This is a genomic window from Acinetobacter sp. 479375 (genome assembly GCF_000581715.1).
GTDB classification, from domain to species: Bacteria; Pseudomonadota; Gammaproteobacteria; order Pseudomonadales; family Moraxellaceae; genus Acinetobacter; species Acinetobacter ursingii.
The window spans coordinates 1-17,875 of the sequence record NZ_JEZN01000033.1; the positions used below are offsets into that span (position 1 = coordinate 1).

General features: G+C 37.7%; 13 protein-coding genes and 1 pseudogene. 2 read left to right on the forward strand and 12 right to left on the reverse strand.

Going from position 1 to position 17,875, the window contains the following annotated elements:
- Positions 1-30: 30 nt before the first annotated feature.
- The 11 genes from tnpC to J500_RS15670 all read right to left on the reverse strand — a co-directional run bounded on the left by tnpC (position 31) and on the right by J500_RS15670 (position 16,554).
- Positions 31-1,635 (reverse strand): IS66 family transposase, encoded by a 1,605-nt coding sequence (gene tnpC / locus J500_RS15615; protein WP_034698698.1) that lies wholly within the window; start codon positions 1,633-1,635, stop codon positions 31-33.
- Between the two features lie 74 nt (positions 1,636-1,709).
- The gene (gene tnpB, locus J500_RS15620; protein ID WP_034700496.1) at positions 1,710-2,045 is read right to left on the reverse strand and encodes an IS66 family insertion sequence element accessory protein TnpB; all 336 of its coding nucleotides are present in this window, start codon (positions 2,043-2,045) and stop codon (positions 1,710-1,712) included.
- Entirely contained in the window at positions 2,042-2,425 is a 384-nt protein-coding gene (locus tag J500_RS15625) for a transposase (protein WP_019836977.1), read from the reverse strand. Before J500_RS15625 ends, tnpB begins: the two co-directional genes overlap by 4 nt.
- A 264-nt stretch (positions 2,426-2,689) precedes the next feature.
- Entirely contained in the window at positions 2,690-4,285 is a 1,596-nt protein-coding gene (locus J500_RS15635) for a Tn7-like element transposition protein TnsE (protein WP_034700500.1), read from the reverse strand.
- Positions 4,269-5,807, reverse strand: a complete 1,539-nt coding sequence (locus J500_RS15640; protein WP_052024143.1) for a TnsD family Tn7-like transposition protein — start codon at positions 5,805-5,807, stop codon at positions 4,269-4,271. The genes J500_RS15635 and J500_RS15640 overlap by 17 nt, the downstream gene beginning before the upstream one ends.
- 295 nt (positions 5,808-6,102) lie before the next feature.
- Positions 6,103-8,517: a dynamin family protein gene (locus J500_RS15645; RefSeq protein ID WP_034700502.1), complete on the reverse strand. Its 2,415-nt coding sequence runs from the start codon at positions 8,515-8,517 to the stop codon at positions 6,103-6,105.
- Positions 8,518-8,558: 41 nt separating this feature from the next.
- Positions 8,559-11,999: a DEAD/DEAH box helicase family protein gene (locus J500_RS15650; RefSeq protein WP_034700504.1), complete on the reverse strand. Its 3,441-nt coding sequence runs from the start codon at positions 11,997-11,999 to the stop codon at positions 8,559-8,561.
- Between the two features lie 98 nt (positions 12,000-12,097).
- A complete protein-coding gene (locus J500_RS15655; protein ID WP_034700505.1) occupies positions 12,098-12,643 on the reverse strand; it encodes a DUF4411 family protein in 546 nt (181 codons plus the stop codon).
- A complete protein-coding gene (locus J500_RS15660; RefSeq protein WP_034700507.1) occupies positions 12,644-13,789 on the reverse strand; it encodes an ImmA/IrrE family metallo-endopeptidase in 1,146 nt (381 codons plus the stop codon).
- Positions 13,790-13,873: 84 nt separating this feature from the next.
- The gene (locus J500_RS17430; RefSeq protein ID WP_052024144.1) at positions 13,874-15,076 is read right to left on the reverse strand and encodes a restriction endonuclease subunit S; all 1,203 of its coding nucleotides are present in this window, start codon (positions 15,074-15,076) and stop codon (positions 13,874-13,876) included.
- Positions 15,073-16,554, reverse strand: a complete 1,482-nt coding sequence (locus J500_RS15670) for a type I restriction-modification system subunit M (protein ID WP_034700509.1) — start codon at positions 16,552-16,554, stop codon at positions 15,073-15,075. The genes J500_RS17430 and J500_RS15670 overlap by 4 nt, the downstream gene beginning before the upstream one ends.
- Before the next feature lie 189 nt (positions 16,555-16,743).
- Here J500_RS15670 and J500_RS15675 point away from each other — a divergent pair, with 189 nt between their 5' ends.
- The gene (locus tag J500_RS15675; protein ID WP_005142257.1) at positions 16,744-16,977 is read left to right on the forward strand and encodes a hypothetical protein; all 234 of its coding nucleotides are present in this window, start codon (positions 16,744-16,746) and stop codon (positions 16,975-16,977) included.
- A gap of 111 nt (positions 16,978-17,088) precedes the next feature.
- On the opposite strand, the gene J500_RS15680 is transcribed toward J500_RS15675, so the two are convergent.
- Entirely contained in the window at positions 17,089-17,322 is a 234-nt protein-coding gene (locus tag J500_RS15680) for a helix-turn-helix domain-containing protein (protein WP_034700512.1), read from the reverse strand.
- Positions 17,323-17,327: 5 nt separating this feature from the next.
- Here J500_RS15680 and J500_RS15685 point away from each other — a divergent pair.
- Positions 17,328-17,875, forward strand: a pseudogene (locus J500_RS15685) (IS5-like element ISAba10 family transposase); the annotation flags it as partial.

The window sequence follows — 17,875 nt, forward strand, 5'->3', positions numbered from 1 at the left end:
TAAGCGTCCGCTGAACCCCATGCCTATTTTTTAATTCGGTTCAGGTTTCCAGCGGTGTGGTAGCAATTCTTCAATCTGAGTCACTTTATGTGTCGGCAACCTTTTCAGCACATCACTTAAATAGGCATAGGGATCCAGCCCATTCAGCTTTGCTGACTGGATTAATGTCATAATATTGGCTGCTCGCTGACCGCTGCGCAGCGAACCTGCAAATAACCAGTTCTTACGTCCCAACGCCCAGGGGCGCATCTGGTTTTCCACCCAGTTATTGCAAATCGGTAGATTGCCATCATCCAGATAGCGGCTTAAGGCTGGCCAACGCTTCAGAGTGTAATTGATCGCCTTGGCGGTTGGAGAACTCGATGGCACAGTCAGTTGATGTTGGTTGAGCCATTCATACAGTTGTTGCATCACCGGTTGACTATACTGTTGTCGGTATTCGCGGCGCTGTTCTGCTGTACCATCGGTCTTTTTCCTGAGTTCTGCTTCTATGGCATACAGTTTCTGAATCAGCACTAATGCCTGTTCAGCGACCTGACTTTTCCCAGTTACATGCAGTTCATGGAATTTACGACGTGCATGCGCCATGCAGCCCACCTCAATGACATCGCCTGATTTAAAGCGTGCTTTATAACCACTGTAATCATCACAGACTAGATAGCCCTGCCAGCCTTTCAAGAACTCTTCAGCATGCTGGCCTGAACGACTATCCTGAAAGTCATAGATCACCGCCTGAACTGGATTGTACTGTGTAGTGGCATAGGCCCAGACATAACCTTTCTTCGGTTTTTTATTATTCTCACCCATCCGCATGATGGTGACCGGTGTTTCATCTGCATGCAGCACCTGCTGTTGTAGTACCACCTCTTTTAAGGCATTGGCCAGAGGTTCCAGTTCTACACCGCAGCGACCTATCCAGTCAGATAAAGTTGATCTAGAAAGTTCGATTCCCGCCCGCTGATAGATCAGACGTTGACGGTACAGCGGCAAATGATCGGCATACTTCGATACCAGCACATGGCTGAGCAATTCAGGTGAAGCAATGCCTTTATCAATCACATAGGCGGGCATCGCTTGCTGAGTCAGAGTGTCACACTGATCACAGACCCATTTACCACGCACATGCTGTTCCTTATAGAACTGTGCCGGTCTGAAATGCAGTTTTTCACTGACATCTTCGCCGATACGACGGAGTTGGCAGCCACAAGCACATTGGGTTGATGCAGGTTCATGCTCAATACGGATGGTGTGTAGATGATCTGGCAGTGGTCGACGTTTAGGTTTGTTGACTGTTGCTTTGTGTGTCGCTGCATTGGTTTTATCTGCATTTAGCCGTTCCAGTTCTAGATCAACCGCGGCAATATCTTCTTCAACCGCTTCATCCCACAGATGGATTTGTTTTGCCGTTAAGTGTTCATTCTTTTGGGCGAATTCGTGCTTTTTAAACAGCGCCAGTTCATGCTCGTATTTTTGATTGAGAATAGAAAGATGCTGAACTTTGGCATCCAATTGCTGGTTTGATTTTTCTAATTCTTGATTTGATTGTGCCAGAGACTGATGCTGCATTGCCAACTGTCTGGTAAATTCCAGCAGTTGTTCATGGGTCAGTTGGTTTAAGTCAGGCAGTGTATTCATGACCGCAGTATGCCTGAGGTCATGAAGAGAATGAAATAGAACGTTTGGAGAATAGCAGAATGCACCAACCTGGTTTAGAGCATCGTCACTACCTGCTGTCGTCCAATGCGCTGCCAGGGCAAACCCTGGATCAGTGCCTGTAACTGTTCCGGGCTGAGGGCCACGGTTTCACCTTGGTGAACTTGAGCCCAGTGAAATTTACCCTGTTCCAAACGCCGGGCACACAGCCAGATGCCCAGTCCATCATGTACCAACACTTTCATACGATGGCCACGTTTATTACAGAACAGGTAAGCACAATGCGGTTTGATGCAGCCAAAGGCTCTCACCACCTGGGCCATGGTCGTATCCATACCTGCACGCATGTCCATGGGCTGAGTAGACAACCAGATTTCATCAATGCGGATCATGTTGCAAGTGCCTTGAGTAATTCTGCCAAGGCAGGTATTTCTGATGTCTGCCATTTTAGCTGAATATCATTATTCGTATGAGGCACGGTGATACACAACGTGATCCTCTCATCAATAGGTTGGCTGATTGCAGCAGTGTAAGGCAAAGCAATAAATGCTGGATTCACATGAGTAGGATCTTGCACGGCACCATCATGATGGCTGAAGATCCTGATCCAACGACTGACAAGGTTGGCATTAATACTATGTTGCAGTGCGACCGAAGCGATCGAGGTATTAGGATTTTTACAGGCATTGACAATACTGAGTTTGAATTCTTTGCTGTATGTTCTGCGTTTTTTAGCAACAGGAGGTGTTGCTGAATATATATCCATGTTCATGGATTAAGTCCCCACTTGTTTTAAGGTGGGAACTAAATTAAGGCTTATAGGATCGCTTGGTAAGGCTGTGTTAGCCGGATGCTTACGTTACTTATTATGACTGAGCACGATGAATTATACCAATATCAAGCCTACCGTTTAGGTCATAAAGATAATGTTCATTTAATAAATAATGGACATAATCTCGATATTCAAGATATAAGAAAAGTGTTGTTCAGCGAACGCTTATATTTTAAGTTCTTTAAGGCTATTTTTATAAATATTCTAGCCTAAATCTTTCAATTCATTCATAATCCTTACAGCCCAATTATTAACAGCTTCTGAAGATTCATTTCCTTGTGATGAAAACCGTGGATGGACAATATGAGTATGGGCATTTGCACCAAATACATCATCAAACAAATCATTTGGCCATGACAGTGATTTTGCGACTAGATGAGTCTTAATTTTATCTAAATAAATCTTCCAATCATCGGTTGTCAGGTAGATTAACTTAGTTGAGATACTTTTTACCCCATCTGATGTATCTAATTCAATGAGAAGGAAGTCATCACCTTTATAGCAAAGGTGAACAAACTTAATGGTTCGTAGTTTATCTTTACTGATTCTATGACACTCGGAACGCCCAACTTTCGTAAGCTCATGGGTAAGTGATTCATATAGCACACATTGATGTGTAGATTGGAGCACTTGTATCATCGAGTTGAAATCATGATAGCGTTGGGCATATTTCTGATCATAATTTGTGTAGTCCTTTTTCCCTCCTACATCTGCCGCAGGTAAATCGCCTGCACTATTTGCCTCGTCTGTACTCACTAAATGACCAGAAGCCGATTCATCATTTTCAGCATCCGTGTTTTTCTGTCCTGTTATTTTGGTTTTTCCTTTCTTGTTGATGGTCAATGGTTTTTTGAAACTTACCCATGACTCATTACCATCTAGAATACGAACTCCGTGCTCTATGGAAGCTGTCGTACCATCTTCAATTGTAGGATCAAGCGTACTACTATATTCGGGTTTGTAGCCCTGTCCCGATTGTTGTCCTTCCGTCTTAATTTGAGTGAAAGATGGGTGATCAAAACTAATGTCAGTAGGAATATCAGTATCGATTTCTATGCCAACAATTTCTTCAACAAGAAAAGCATCTTGTGACGTATTGTATCTTCCTCGAAAATGGAGTGTCCAACCGTCCATTGATGGTGGATCAAATTGAAAAATCCATTTCTTCCATCCATCCTTATCAATCAGTTGAGTATTAAAATAACGACAGATGCTTTCAAATGACTGTTTGGCATTAGGATCAAGTAGTAACCAGGCTAATAGACATTGGGTTCCCTTTTGATTTACAAGTTTTAAAGGCATTGTATTTTCTAAAAAGACAATTACTGTTTCCTCATTATCTTGGCATATTGCAAATTCATTTTGAATGGTCGTTGTACTGAGGCTTGCCCGACAAAAATAAGAGTTAATGAGAAAAAGTGTTCTTGCAAGCTCAAACTGTGGTAGATGAATAGTGACCTGATTGGGTCCTTCTATAATGAAACTAGTTTGTATTCCCTCAAAATATGTAAGATTTGAATCCGTTGATAATTCATCAAAATCTTTTAAAAGAGAGGGGGTTAGAAAATTCTGATCAGACAAAGTAATCACTAGATTCGGTTTAGATAATTGTCTTTCGCTACAGTTTAGTTTTTTGCCACGAATTAACATGGCTGCATTGCTAAAGTTAGTAAATTTCTTTTCTTGTTTTGGTGAGCATTGTAGGTTAATACTCCAGATTTTTGATCTTGAACCTTTGAATAGGCCGCCAATATGTGTAACTGTTACATTATGATCAAAATGATTAATTTTTACCGTCATGAGTATTGAAAAATCCAGATAGTTTTAGAATTCTTGCTGCATCAGGGGTGATTCTTTCTTTGCTAAGTCCTGCCAAGCGGAAAACTCGCCATAAGTGCAACGGTTGAAAATCTGAAGATAAGATTTTAACAGCTACACAGACTCTGCGTAGCTGGTATTCAGTAATACTTTCAACATACTTTACCAAAAAGCATCTAACCAATGGGAGCTTAGAGAGGTTATGCTCTATGCTTGAATGTTGTGGTAATTGCATAAGATACCAGTTTCTAGAACGTCTAGGTGTAGGACTCAGATCATCTTTGAATTGGTGAGCAAGTCGCAATAGTACTTTTGCATATTCTCGATCACGATTATGCCAGTCTACACGAGTGTTAAGAGGCGAACGTACTACTTGATGTTTGGAATTATATTGTTGAAGCCATTTATAATCATGGCGATATAACCACGCATAGATGGCACCTCCATTGCTTATGGAGCGACTCACCTTAATACCATTCTTTCTAACAAGCTGCTGCCACTTTTTACGGTATTCTGCACACTTTACAATATCTAAGTCATTTTCAATAGTTGTTGTTTTTACTATGAAAACTGGCTGAATATGTTGAGCATGATGAAAAATATTTTCTAATTTCTCTCGTGAAAGAAAAGTTTGCCAAACAAGTAAATGTTCAAAGAAACTAAAGCTTTTTCGGTGCTTACGGAATATATTTTTTAACCAAGAATTTTCCTCATTTTGATGACAAAGTAGATTTTTAGCTTGAAGATATTCTTGACCCCAATATTGTAAGAACAGTTCTAAAATTTGATCGTGTTTTATATGTTGCCCACGTGCATACCCAGAGTCTTGTGCCAATCCATAATAGAAGTGAGTCCATTGGTCAAAAGATATTGATGGATATGAGAAAAGATTCAGTAATTGCTGTATTGGTGCTGATATGATGAGGTCTTGAGAAAAGACTGAGCCAACTGATTCTATTGAAAAATGTGATTCTATGAATGGCTGAAAATGATGTCTGGAATCTGATGGTTTTTCTTTATAAATAGATAAGGATGAACCATGTTCTATACATATCGGTAGATTGGGTATGAACCAGTCTCTTTTCCAAAAAGCTTCACCATATTTTATTAGCTGAATTTCAATACATTTTGGACAAGCCTGAAAGTTCTGAACGGCTTTAATTCTAGATGCAGCAACGCCTAACATTGTATGCAGAGCCCCATTAGTTTTTCCGTGCATTAGCTCAATGGCTTTATCACGTATATTCTTTGGAACGAATGGGGCGTAGAGGGAAAATAAAGTATGTTGCCTTATTAGGTTATCAGTTGAATATTGTTTTGTATTCCTTAGCAGATATGCAATATTTGTGATATGGCTAGGTAGATCCAGCGTGGCGATTACATATCGATTCCCAAATACTTCATCTAAAAGTTGCTTTGGACTGGTGATACCATGATAGACACTAGCCCTTGCAAGGGTACTGTATAGAAGTTCATCAGGATGTGGAGGAGGAAAATTGTGCATAACATAGATTCCTTCTGTTCTTAGGGTTGAAATATCTACACTTGGGGTGGGATAATCTTGTGGGTAAAATATAAGCTATCTCATCATCAAGTGGAGTCTGTAGAAGTTCTTAACTTAAACTGTATATATCATCAATAACAGGCCACTAATACCATTTAAGAGTAGTCCACTGAATTCACTCAAAAGTCGACCATATTAAGTCTAAAAAATGCTTTAGTAGACCAAACTTAATCTGGCAGTCTCTATAACCATCCCATGACTGCCAGATCAAATTCTTCATAATTAGAACTTGAGATTATTGTAACAATTCATCTAGGATAGATTTTTTTAACTCTAATTTTTTGATAATACTTTCCACATTATCTAGATCATTTTTCTTTACTATTGGAACTATATTAGATAAAAATTCATCAAAAGTTTTTGCAAATTTATGATTTTCATTTTCCATAGCGGCTAACAATAGTTTAACTTGCTTATCAACACCATTAATAAATACCAATTCAAGATCTATGGCTGGGATAACAGCTTTAATCAAGATTTTTTTAAGGTTATTAATATCATTGTTAATTTCTTTGATCACCATTTCCTTTGTAGTGCTAGGACGTATGTTGTATTTATCCAAGATAACTTGTGGGTTTGGAATTTTCTCAACAATTGAGGATGGAACAATATCTTTAAATGAGCTAAGTATTTTTTGTAAAGATTCAATAGTTTGATTAGAACCATTTACACTATTTGCAATTCTAATTACATCCATTGTAAGTTTTGGAATTGTATTTACAGCATCAACAATTAAAGAACTTTCATTTTGGCTTAAAAGCAAGTTTACAAGATCACCTTGCCCCTTTGAATAATAGTGATCTAGATGTATTACTTCATGACTAGCTCTTTCAAAACGATTCATCCTATCATGACTTGCTATCGGAGAATTTAAGAGTATATCAAATATATCTCGCGAAAATCTTTCTACAAGATATGTAAATCTATATGAGTTATGAGCCACTTCTGAGGTAATTTTATTTATTATATTTTCGCATAATTCTTGAATCTCTTCGCTATATGAGGAATTTCCAGTTACAGCACTTGCAAACTCTTTAAGCAATAAAACTTCAATTTCTTTACAATTTTCATTAGTAATATCTTTGATTAAGTTTAGGTAATCTTCTAAGTACTGTAAATGAATTTCATCTCTCATGTGTCTATTTACTTTCTCTACTTGTAAATCGACACGAATACTTTCATCGGTAAGAATTCTTACTTTATCAAAAAACTCTTCTTCAATTTCGTTAAAATACTTATCACTTTCAATTTCCTCTTGAATTTTACAAGATAACCACTTTTCGTTATGAATCTGATGCTTTTTATTGAAAATAAATGTTTTAAGTTGGTCTCTTAATCTTTTCTGGATTTTACGATATTCTGCAGTAATAATTAAACTTTTTTGCTTATCAGAGGAAGTATCAAGGTTATAATTTGAATAATTATTTTGATGAATTTCTTCAAAAGTAGTTTTAATACATTTTATATTTGTGTTTACTTTCTGCTTTAATATTTGAAATCTCTCAGTCTGATAATAATGTTCTAGTTCAGATCTAATAGCATCTATACCCGAATCAATATCATACTTACATTCATAGTTTTTATCTTGGATAATAGCTTTTTCAGACACAAGATACTTATATGCCGATCCAGAAAATACTCTTTTTTCCGTACCAATTTTATACTTTAAAACATCATTCTTTAAGATTTCATAGTTACCATTCAATTGATCAGGATTATTTACTCTATCAATTTGATTACCAAAAACAAATAATTTATCTTTTAAAGCAATTCCATCACTATCGGTATTATTTTTAATAACACTTAGTGAAGTTCCTTGAATACTAGGATTAGTTCCCGCATTCGTAACTAAAATAATGGCATCTGCATTTTTTAAACGTTCCTCTGTTTGGCGGATATGCAATTTTGTTGGGGAGTCAAAACCAGGGACATCATAAATTATTGCTGTTTCAATCTGTTTAAGTTTCGAGGATTCAATTTCAATTTTTTTAACACTTCTTGGTTTTGAAGTATCATTTTTTTCTCCTTTAATAAACGTTTGAAATTTATCTTCGTTTAACTCATCTCCATGAAATTCAATCTTTCCTCCATTTAAAGTTAATTTTGACTTAGATTTCAAAATATCTAAAATCTCTTGATCTGTTTTACCTACATGATTTTTATGCAGTTGATTATTTTTTTCTTCTAAATTAGCAAAATAGCTCTCAAATTCATTAATGTCTAAATCTTTAAAACTAACGCTTGCCGCTGCTGGATATTCAAGCTCCAAAAGCATGTCTTGAAAAATTTGATTAAATTCAGCTTCAGTATAAAACTCTACAGTAGCTTTATCCGATCCACTAACTAATCTCGTTGTAGTAAAAGTACATCGTTCGGGTGCTGAAGGTAGTACATAGTTATCAATCAATGCATTAGCAAAAGTAGACTTACCAGCCTTCTCTAACCCAACAATAGCAATTTCAAACTCATTACTCTCTAATTTGTGTTTGAGTTTTTTATTCTTCTCACTATAGTTTTTAAGCTTTTCTAGTTGCTGACTATTTAACAGTTCCAAATCTACATTGTTAATTAATTTATTAATTAATGAACTTGTACGATCAATTTCATTGATTAAAGATGCTTTTTCGATTTCATATGAATGTGCATTCATAAAATTACCCTTTGTACTTTTATTAAATAAAAAATTACTACTTATGCCACCGCTTCATTAAACGCTTCAACAACCCCAAATATGTTGTCAGCATCTGCGTCACCAAACACACCATCAATGCCTTCATAGTGGATTTGGTTAAATGGTGGTTCATAAAGTTGTGCCGCATCCAGCACTCCGTTTTGAGTCAAATGATCAATCATCATTTCAATAAAGCGGATTTGCTTTTCGTTATAGCTTGAGCCTTGTAAATACTTAGAAAAGACTTCTTGTACGGCTTTCCGATCCAAACCGACCAATGAGCGGATGAACATTGGCAATGATTGATCTGTACCAAAACATTCTTCAAATTTATCTCGGCTTTCTACTTCTTGCGCTTCAAAAACAAAGCGTTCTAACTCACTTAAATCAGTCGGTGTAAGAGTCAAACCACGTTTTAACTTTGCAATCGTAATATGATTTTCATTGGCTTTAATAAAGCTTTCAACTCGTTTACGGTACTGAGCAAGATTGACACCACTTGAAACGACTGGTATATCGACTGCTTGCATATCTCCAATTTCATCATCAAGCATGGAATACACAATAGTCGATGTGGATTTTTCAATCAGTTTCACCAAGCCACGAATACGTTTACGCATCGCTTCAAGCATTGGTAAGGTGATGCCTTTCCAATATTCCACGGTTTGAATGTCTTGAATCAGCGCAATCTGTTCTGCAACAACAGGAATATTTTCTTTGCTTTCCAGTTTAGAAGCAATTTCAATCACTTTATTGGCATAGCTTTGAGTTGCTGTATTGTTCTTTTCCAATACTGCCAACTCAAGGTTGTAGCAAAGCATATCAAACAATTTAGCTTCTAAAGTTTCAGGCTCAAGCTGATTCGGTAATTTAGAGATGTGTTCTCGTAATGTACCGATGGCAAGATCATCTAAGTTGTTCCAAGCATCATCATTTTTGAAATGTTCAACATGCTCAAGCTCAGACTTTACAATGAAATTGTCATTGTTCATTGACTTCACTTCAGTCTGTAAACTTTGACGCATATCTTGCTGTACAGCTTTTAGCTCTTCTGTGGCATCGTCCTTCGCATTCAGTAAACTCAGGATATTTAAACGTGCTTTAAATAGACGTTGTCCTAATGGTTCTGTAGTCGCAACAGGCGCACCATCAGGGTTTTCATTGAAGTATTCAAAGTTAGAACAATAGTCGAAAATAAAGAATTCTTTTTTATCTTTTTCAGGGCTAAACAATTCTTTGCAGAGGCGTGTGCCACGCCCGATCATCTGCATAAATTTCACTTTAGAGCGAACCGCTTTAAAGAATACTAAGTTGACCACTTCAGGTACATCAATCCCTGTATCGAGCATATCCACTGAAATCGCAATCTGTGGCTCAGGTAAATCTTTCTTGCTAAAGTCATCAATTAAGCTTTGTGGATACTTAGTGGCATGAGTAATGACACGGGCAAACTTGCCATCATATTGCGGATAGTTTTCATTGAAGCGATCAGCAATAAACTGGGCATGTTTTTGATTGACGGCAAAGATAATGGTTTTACCCAAACGATCACCGCCTTCGGTTTTAATGCCATTTTCCATCAAGTGCTTGAGCATGAGATCAATCGTGTCTGTATTAAACAGCTCTTTATTAATCTTGGATGCTGAGACTTCTTCAGGTGCATCTTCATCGCCCCAATTTAGGCTATCCCAATGTTGTTTTTCTTCTTCAGAGAGTTCGTCATATTTCACGCCCTCACGCATGAATTTAAGCGGAACAGAATAAGCTTTTGGTGGCACAAGATAACCATCGGCAATCGCTTGATCGAGGTCGTAGTAATCGGTTGGGACACCACTTTCTAAGCCAAACAGTGCATAAGTATCACGATCCACTTCATCCCGCGGTGTCGCAGTTAAACCAACAAGCAAACTATCGAAGTATTTAAAAATCTCGCCAAATTTTTGATAAACGCTGCGGTGTGCTTCATCAATAATAATCAGGTCAAACATACCTGTGCCGAATTGGCGTGTACCATCGGCATTTTTTTCGTCAATTAAGCCGATCATGGTTTGATAGGTAGAGAAATAGACTCGACCCACTTGGTTTTTATCCTCAAGTAAATTGACGAATGAGGCATCTTTTAAATTGGCTTTAAAAGCGTTGTATGCCTGATTGACCAATGAAGTGCGGTCTGCAAGGAATAAGGCTTTTTGTACCATATTGGCTTTCATCAGCACATCAACCAATGCAATGGCAGTACGGGTTTTACCTGTGCCTGTTGCCATAATCAGTAAGCCTGCACGTTCTTTACGTTGATAGGCTGCAAGCATGGCTTTGATGGCACGAGTTTGGTAATAACGCTCGACTATTTCTGCATTAATCGGAAAGCTACTTAAATCAGGGTTGTTCTTACGTCTTTCGATCAGACGCTTGAGTTCTGCCTGCGTATAAAAGCCGTGAACTAAGCGTGGTGGACCACCTTGCACATCATTCCAAATTCGGGTTTTGTAGCCATTGGTATAGAATATGACAGGTCGTTGTCCTGTTTGTTGCTCTAAACAGTCTGCATAGAGCTTGGCTTGTTGTTGTCCAATATCAGGGTCAGTCGATGTGCGTTTTGCTTCAACCACCGCCAAAGGCAAGCCATTGGCATCATACAGCACATAATCCACTGCACCTTTACCCGATAGACTCGGCATACCTGTTACAGCAACTTCCTCTCGAACCGATGTACCTATTTCCCAGCCTGCTTCTTCAAGCATGAGGTCAATTTTAAGTTTACGGGTTTCGTCTTCTTTATAGTCGGTATGGTCTTCGATTTTGCTGTTGGCAATTTTGGCTTGTTCAACGTCTGCACGTTTTTGTGCAAGTTCAGCATCTATATTTGCAAGTAATTTTTCACGCTCTTCTAAACTTGCCGAAAGTTCAAAAAGTTTTTGCTCACGTTCACGTAGGGCTTTGTGTTGTTCTGCAAACTGTTTTTCTTTAGCTTCTGTTTCTTTTTGCAGTTGTTCTTGGTTGGCGGTGATTTGCTGCGTATTGTCAGCATTTGGTATTAGTTTTGGGTTAAATAAAATCGACTGAGAGCGGTCTTTTGAGGGTGAGCCATAGTTACGCTCAAACCAGACATACATCAGAAATAAATGGCTGATGTGTTTTACCGTTTCTTCGGTGGTAAGTTGTTTGAACTTTTTCCCATGTACGGCACTGTTGCCGACCATGCGGATGTTGTCCATTTTGTCCCAAATATAGGGCGGAATCAGGTCTTTAAATTTTAAATCATTGAGTAGGTTTTGCAGTTTTGCATCATAAGGTTGGGTCAGTTTTTTATCGTATTGATATAGCCAAAGCACAAGGTTTTCGAGTGATGTACGAGCTGCTGCAAGGGCAAATTGTGGGGATATATACGTGAGCTTTTCGGCTTCTTTAGCCGTAGCTGCCAAGCTTTTAAATTCAGATTCTAAAAACGAGAAGTTGCTCATCTTAATCCCACAGTATTTTTTAATTCAAAATTTTATTTCTATTTTTCAATATATCTTAAAAATTCAAATAATCTCAATAAGATCTTAACCGCAAAAATTTAATCCAAGGTAAAATTATATCGTTGAAATAGCTGTAACCATGAACTGGACTGAACACCTATTAATGCGCAAATATCTGGAATTTTGATTTGTTCCTTTCTTCTTGCTCTAGCATTAAAAGCATCCCAATCTGCCCCGATAAATCCAATTTCACCAGTAATAACCAAACCACTGGTATTATATTTTTGAGCTGTTGCAATCAAATCAACATCAGGTTCATCTTTAGTTGCGTGAGCTGATCCTGCGGCAAATGGATATGCCAATAATTTTGTTCGAATATTGAGGATACGACTTCCGACTTCATCTCGATCAATAATGATCACTCTAAAACGAGTGAGAAAACTATCTAAGATGTTTTCATCAAATGCAAAGAAAGCACATTTTGACCGAGTTTCTTCTAATATTGAAGAACAAGCACAAAACTTAATTGTTGTTGTCAATGTAAGGTCATCTAACATTTCCCAAAGTTTTGGGAAAGTTTGTTCTGGATATACTCGAAAGCAAATGTCTAGCATAGCGTTGGTGTCTAAGCTTAAATAAATCATCTACATATACACCTGTCTCTGCACATCTTGTAATGTAGTGGGTTTATATGTTGGCTTAATCCCCAAAATATCTTTAGCCGTACTTGCCGAAATCGTATTATGCGACATTGCTGCAATCACAGTTTGCACAAAATATCGACCAAAATGGCTAATAATTCGAGTTGAAGCAGGAATTTTTGCTTCACCAGATTGATTTTTAGCAATTCTAATTTGTTCAAGTTGTTTTAGATAATCTCTAAGCTGTTGATCAGAAATATATCCCGCTAGTTTTAATTGAATTGCAATCGCTGGGCGGCTCGCTTTAGCTTTAGAGCGAACTTTTAACACCAATTCTTCTACAGTCATATCAGGCTGATAACAACTTTCCAATAATTCAAACGGTGCAATAACATGACCTGCAACAGTGTCACAATAGCGTTCCGTTTGATTATTGGTATTGATTGCATTTATTTTTCCATCAAATACACTTTGGCGTAGTCCCAAGTGAACTAATTCATGCATGATGGTGAACAAGCGTCTTTCAGCGGCTTGTCCTGTACTTAAAACAACAATCACAGGAACGACATCAAACCACAAACAAAAACCATCTGAACCGAAAGGTTCTTTGCTTGATTTTTCAATGACTAAAATATCTTTAGCTTCAAAAATACTGCGCCAAGCAGAGTAATAGTCATTATGTTTTACTGCTCGTTTTTGGTGATTCAGATCAAAATAATCAGAAATAATTTTTGCATCTTCGACAGCATCATCACCTGAAAGCATTAAATTAAAATCGAGTGGCTCTTCTCCCATAGTTTCCAAGACATAGAGATAGTCATTTCTTGCTTTAATAGCTTCACGAAGAACGGCTTGATAAGCATAAGAACTGTTAAATACATCTTCCATATTACGATGATCAACAATCGCTGGAATTTCAGGTGTGTATTCTAATTCATCATTGGTCAGATATACACTCGGAACAAAAAGTACTTTAGCGATCTGTTCCAACTCACTGAGCTTGAGAATAGGGGTAGCATCATTGAGTAATGTATAAACTTTTTCTGTTGCAAGTCCTGATTTTTTGGCGAGTTCATTCGCAGATAGATTTCCTACCTGTTGCATATAGCGTTGAATCGCTACGGGCGAATGTTGGACAAAATCAGTCATCTTTCTACTCATGTTCACATAGAGTTATTGTAATCAAAAAAGATGACCGATGCATTTGCTTTGTTGTATCGGCAATAGCTCCATTTATAAAGTTCCACTAAAGGCTTGGTTTTGTAATGATTGAAATAATTCATTAAGCTTTGATAACTCTTCTATCATCAAAGTTTTTTGTAGAATAACCTTTTGTTTTAATTTAGAAAACTCATTTTGCATTTCTATTGGGGGTAGTTCCACAGGAAGCTCTTTGATAATCCCCATATTTAACCCTGACATAATTGCCCCTTTAGCTCTCGATTCTAAATAATTTCGAGCTGTTGGATGCAGTAAAAAGTAGGAATGTAGAAATTCAGGATTACATTTTCTTTGATCTAATGTAATACAACATAGATGCTTAGTATTAATTGCCGTAGGGATATCTTCAGGTACAACTGCACACTTTCCACAAGTTCCCATAATTGTAATGATCACATCTCTGGGTTTAACTGTATAACGTTTCAAATCTTTATATTTTTCTTCAGTGATAAATCTAGGTTTAGCCCAGTTAAAACTATTTTGAACAGCATTATCAATTCCAAGCACATGAATTCCCTCATCAACGAACTCACTATGTAGAAGCTGACTACCAAAAGGGCCAGTTCTCATAGATTTTTCATTTTCCAATAGATCAGAAACATTAAACGCAGGGAAATTTTTTTGATGAAATTTACTTATAAACTCAGCTTGTAAAAGCTGATCTAACTTTTCAATCGCTTGCTGACGTTTTTGGCGTAATTCATCCGCTTGATCTAAAATAGAAGCAATTCGGCGTTGTTCTGCAAGTGGTGGGAGTGGGATTTTAATTGATAAACAACGATCTAAATCCATATTAGAAATATTCGTCGTTTGTCGTCCACAATTACGAGCCAATAACTGAGTATTAGGTGAATTAAACCAATGATATAAATAACGTTGATCTAATTTTTCCTGATTAGCCCTCAAAATTGAGATAAATCCGCCCGCTGTTGCAGAATATTCAAGCTTTGGAATCCAACAACATTTTCCTACAAGATTCCAACTATTCGCTGTTGAAACAAGAATATCGCCTTCGATTAAAAACTTATCTTTATTTTTAACTAAATTAGCAGGAACAGATAACAGGTCATCCTGTTTTAGTTGAACCTGAACATTTGCGGTACGCATACATACAATTGATCCCTCAGAAAAGTTATCAACTAAATCATTCGGCTTGTATGTAATACCCCGAATAAAATCCGCAACATCACCTAATTTTTGATATTCCAAACTCACTTAAGCATCTCCTTAAGCGTAGCCATTCCTTTTAAAATATCCTGCTCAAGCGCTTCTAAATCCGCCAAAATTTTACTTGGTGCTTCATATTCTACTTGCTCATACACCACTTCCTTATAACGGTTAATCGACAAGTCATAACCATTGGCAGCAATATCGGCTTTATCCACCATAAAGCTTTGCTCTGTGGCTTTACGGTCTTTTTCACCCTCTAAGTTTTTAAAACGAACAATAATGTCAGGAATGTTGTTATTTTCATGCTTAGATGCGTCAAGTTCATTACGCTTATCATCCAGCGAAAAACCATCTGCCTGCATATCGTAGAACCAAACTTTGTCCGTACCGCCCGACATGGTTTTGGTAAAGATCATGATTGCAGTTGAAACCCCAGCATAAGGCTTAAATACCCCTGATGGCATAGAAATAATCGCTTCAAGCTTTTGCTCTTCCACAATCTTTTGACGCAAATCTTTATGTGCTTTTGAAGAACCAAATAACACGCCATCAGGCACAATCACCGCGGCACGACCGCCTGTTTTAAGTAAACGTAAGAACAAGGCTAAAAAGAGCAATTCAGTCTTTTTGGTTTTAACTACCGCTTGAATGTTCTTAGCACAGCTTTCATTGTCCAAACTACCTGCAAATGGTGGATTGGCAAGAATCAGACTGTATTTTTCAGCAATATGTGAATGCGTTTCACTCAAAGAATCACGGTTTTCAATACGTGGGTTTTCAACACCGTGCAGCATCATGTTCATTGAACCAATACGAAGCATAGTGCTGTCAAAATCATAACCAAAGAAAGTTTCTTCACTAAAACGTTTAGCTGTTTCAGGGTTGGCAAAAATCTCAGTACTGTAATGATCGTTTAAATATTCACTTGCAGCGACAAGGAAGCCCGCTGTACCACAAGCAGGATCACAAATGGTATCTGTGGGTTTAGGTTGCATTAGTTCTACAATCATTTTGATGATATGGCGAGGAGTACGGAACTGACCGTTTTGACCTGCTGAGGCAATCTTACCGAGCATGTACTCGTAAATATCACCTTTGGTGTCTTTATCATCCATTGGCACATCGGCAACCAAATCCACCACTTTGGTGAGTAGCGCAGGCGTAGGAATGGTAAAACGTGCATCCCTCATGTGATGGCTATAAGTCGTTTCGTCTTCTGCACCTAAATTCTTAATGAATGGAAATACTTCATTTGCAACCGTGTTATACAACGTTGCAGCATCGCCCAAAGTAATAAACTTCGACCAACGTAAGTGGTCTTGTTCAGGGGTGAAAATAGGATGTTCTACTGGCTTCTTTAAACGGTTGGCTTTCTTTTCTTTTGTGATCTGAATTTCATCGAGTCGGCGAATAAACAGCAAATAAGTCATTTGCTCCATGACTTCTAAAGGATTGGAAATACCGCCACTCCAAAATGCATTCCAAATCTGGTCAATTTTGCTTTTAATCTCGCCTGTTATCACGCTGATGACTCTCAAATTTCTTTGAGAGTATTGTGGGAGAAATCAACAAAAAAAGCTATTTGAATTAAAGCAGATGCGACAGGGTTTGGCGTTATATTTATATCATTCCAAATCACGAGGCTCTGTACTAATGTATCTATTCTGCTAGTCTATAATTTAACCCATTTAAAGCAACATAAGGTTTTAGACATGAAAATTCAAAGTATAGAAGATGAAAGGGAGATAGCTGCCACAGCAGCTAAGGTACTGCAAGAAAGATTTATTGAGGCTGCACGCACCGAAACAGTACTGTATGTAAAGAATGATGCTGTATGGAGTAAGGCTCCAAATGGTGATCCCATCTTAATTAAACAATTGTCTGGGCGGAACCCCGATCTCGCTAAAAAATTTGCAAGTAGAGGAACTTACAAAATTAAAAAATGAAACAAAAATTAGCACCCCAAACAAATAGCTCATACTAAGCAGAATGCTATAAGCCTTTATCGTAAAAATTTATACCATAATTTAGAATTCTAGCAAAAAGTTCATATCTGGTTAATCTTTAGGTAGTAAATGATAAGGTTCAACTTTAAGAATATGAGCGATTTCATAAAGCTTTAAAACTGTAATATTGACCTCTCCACGTTCAATACGACCAAGATAACTACGGTCAATACCACACTGTAACGCTAAAGCTTCTTGTGTAATTTTTTTCTCTTTTCTTTTTTTGCGTATTAATTGACCAATCTCAATGGCTTTGTTGCATAAATAAATTTCATCCCCATACATGTTAGATGAATACAGAATCAAAAAGCCGATACAAAACAACGAACTGGTCTGAGTACAATCAGGCTTTACGTCAACGGGGTGCTTTCACCATTTGGTTTGATCCCCAAATGCAATGGTCTGCAACACCTACTGGAAAAAAAGGACGTCAACCTACCTACACTGATATAGCAATTCAATTTGCCCTGACGATACGAAACCTGTTCCAACTGGCTTTACGCCAAACACAAGGTTTCATTCAAAGCCTTTTTCAAATGGCTCACCTCGACTGGAATGTTCCAGACTTCTCAACATTGAGTCGGCGAGCAGATAAGCTGCAGCCACTTCTACATAAATCAGCAAAAAATCCACAGGAAGACTTGCATATTTTAGTTGATAGCACAGGGATCAAAGTTACAGGTGATGGGGAATGGGTGCGTAAAAAACATGGCGTAAACCAACATCGTCAATGGCTGAAATTACATCTTGCGACAGATGCAAACAGTGGAGAAATACAAGCGGTTGAAGTCACGACCTGCCAATATGGTGATGCTGAAATGCTCCAACCTCTTTTAGA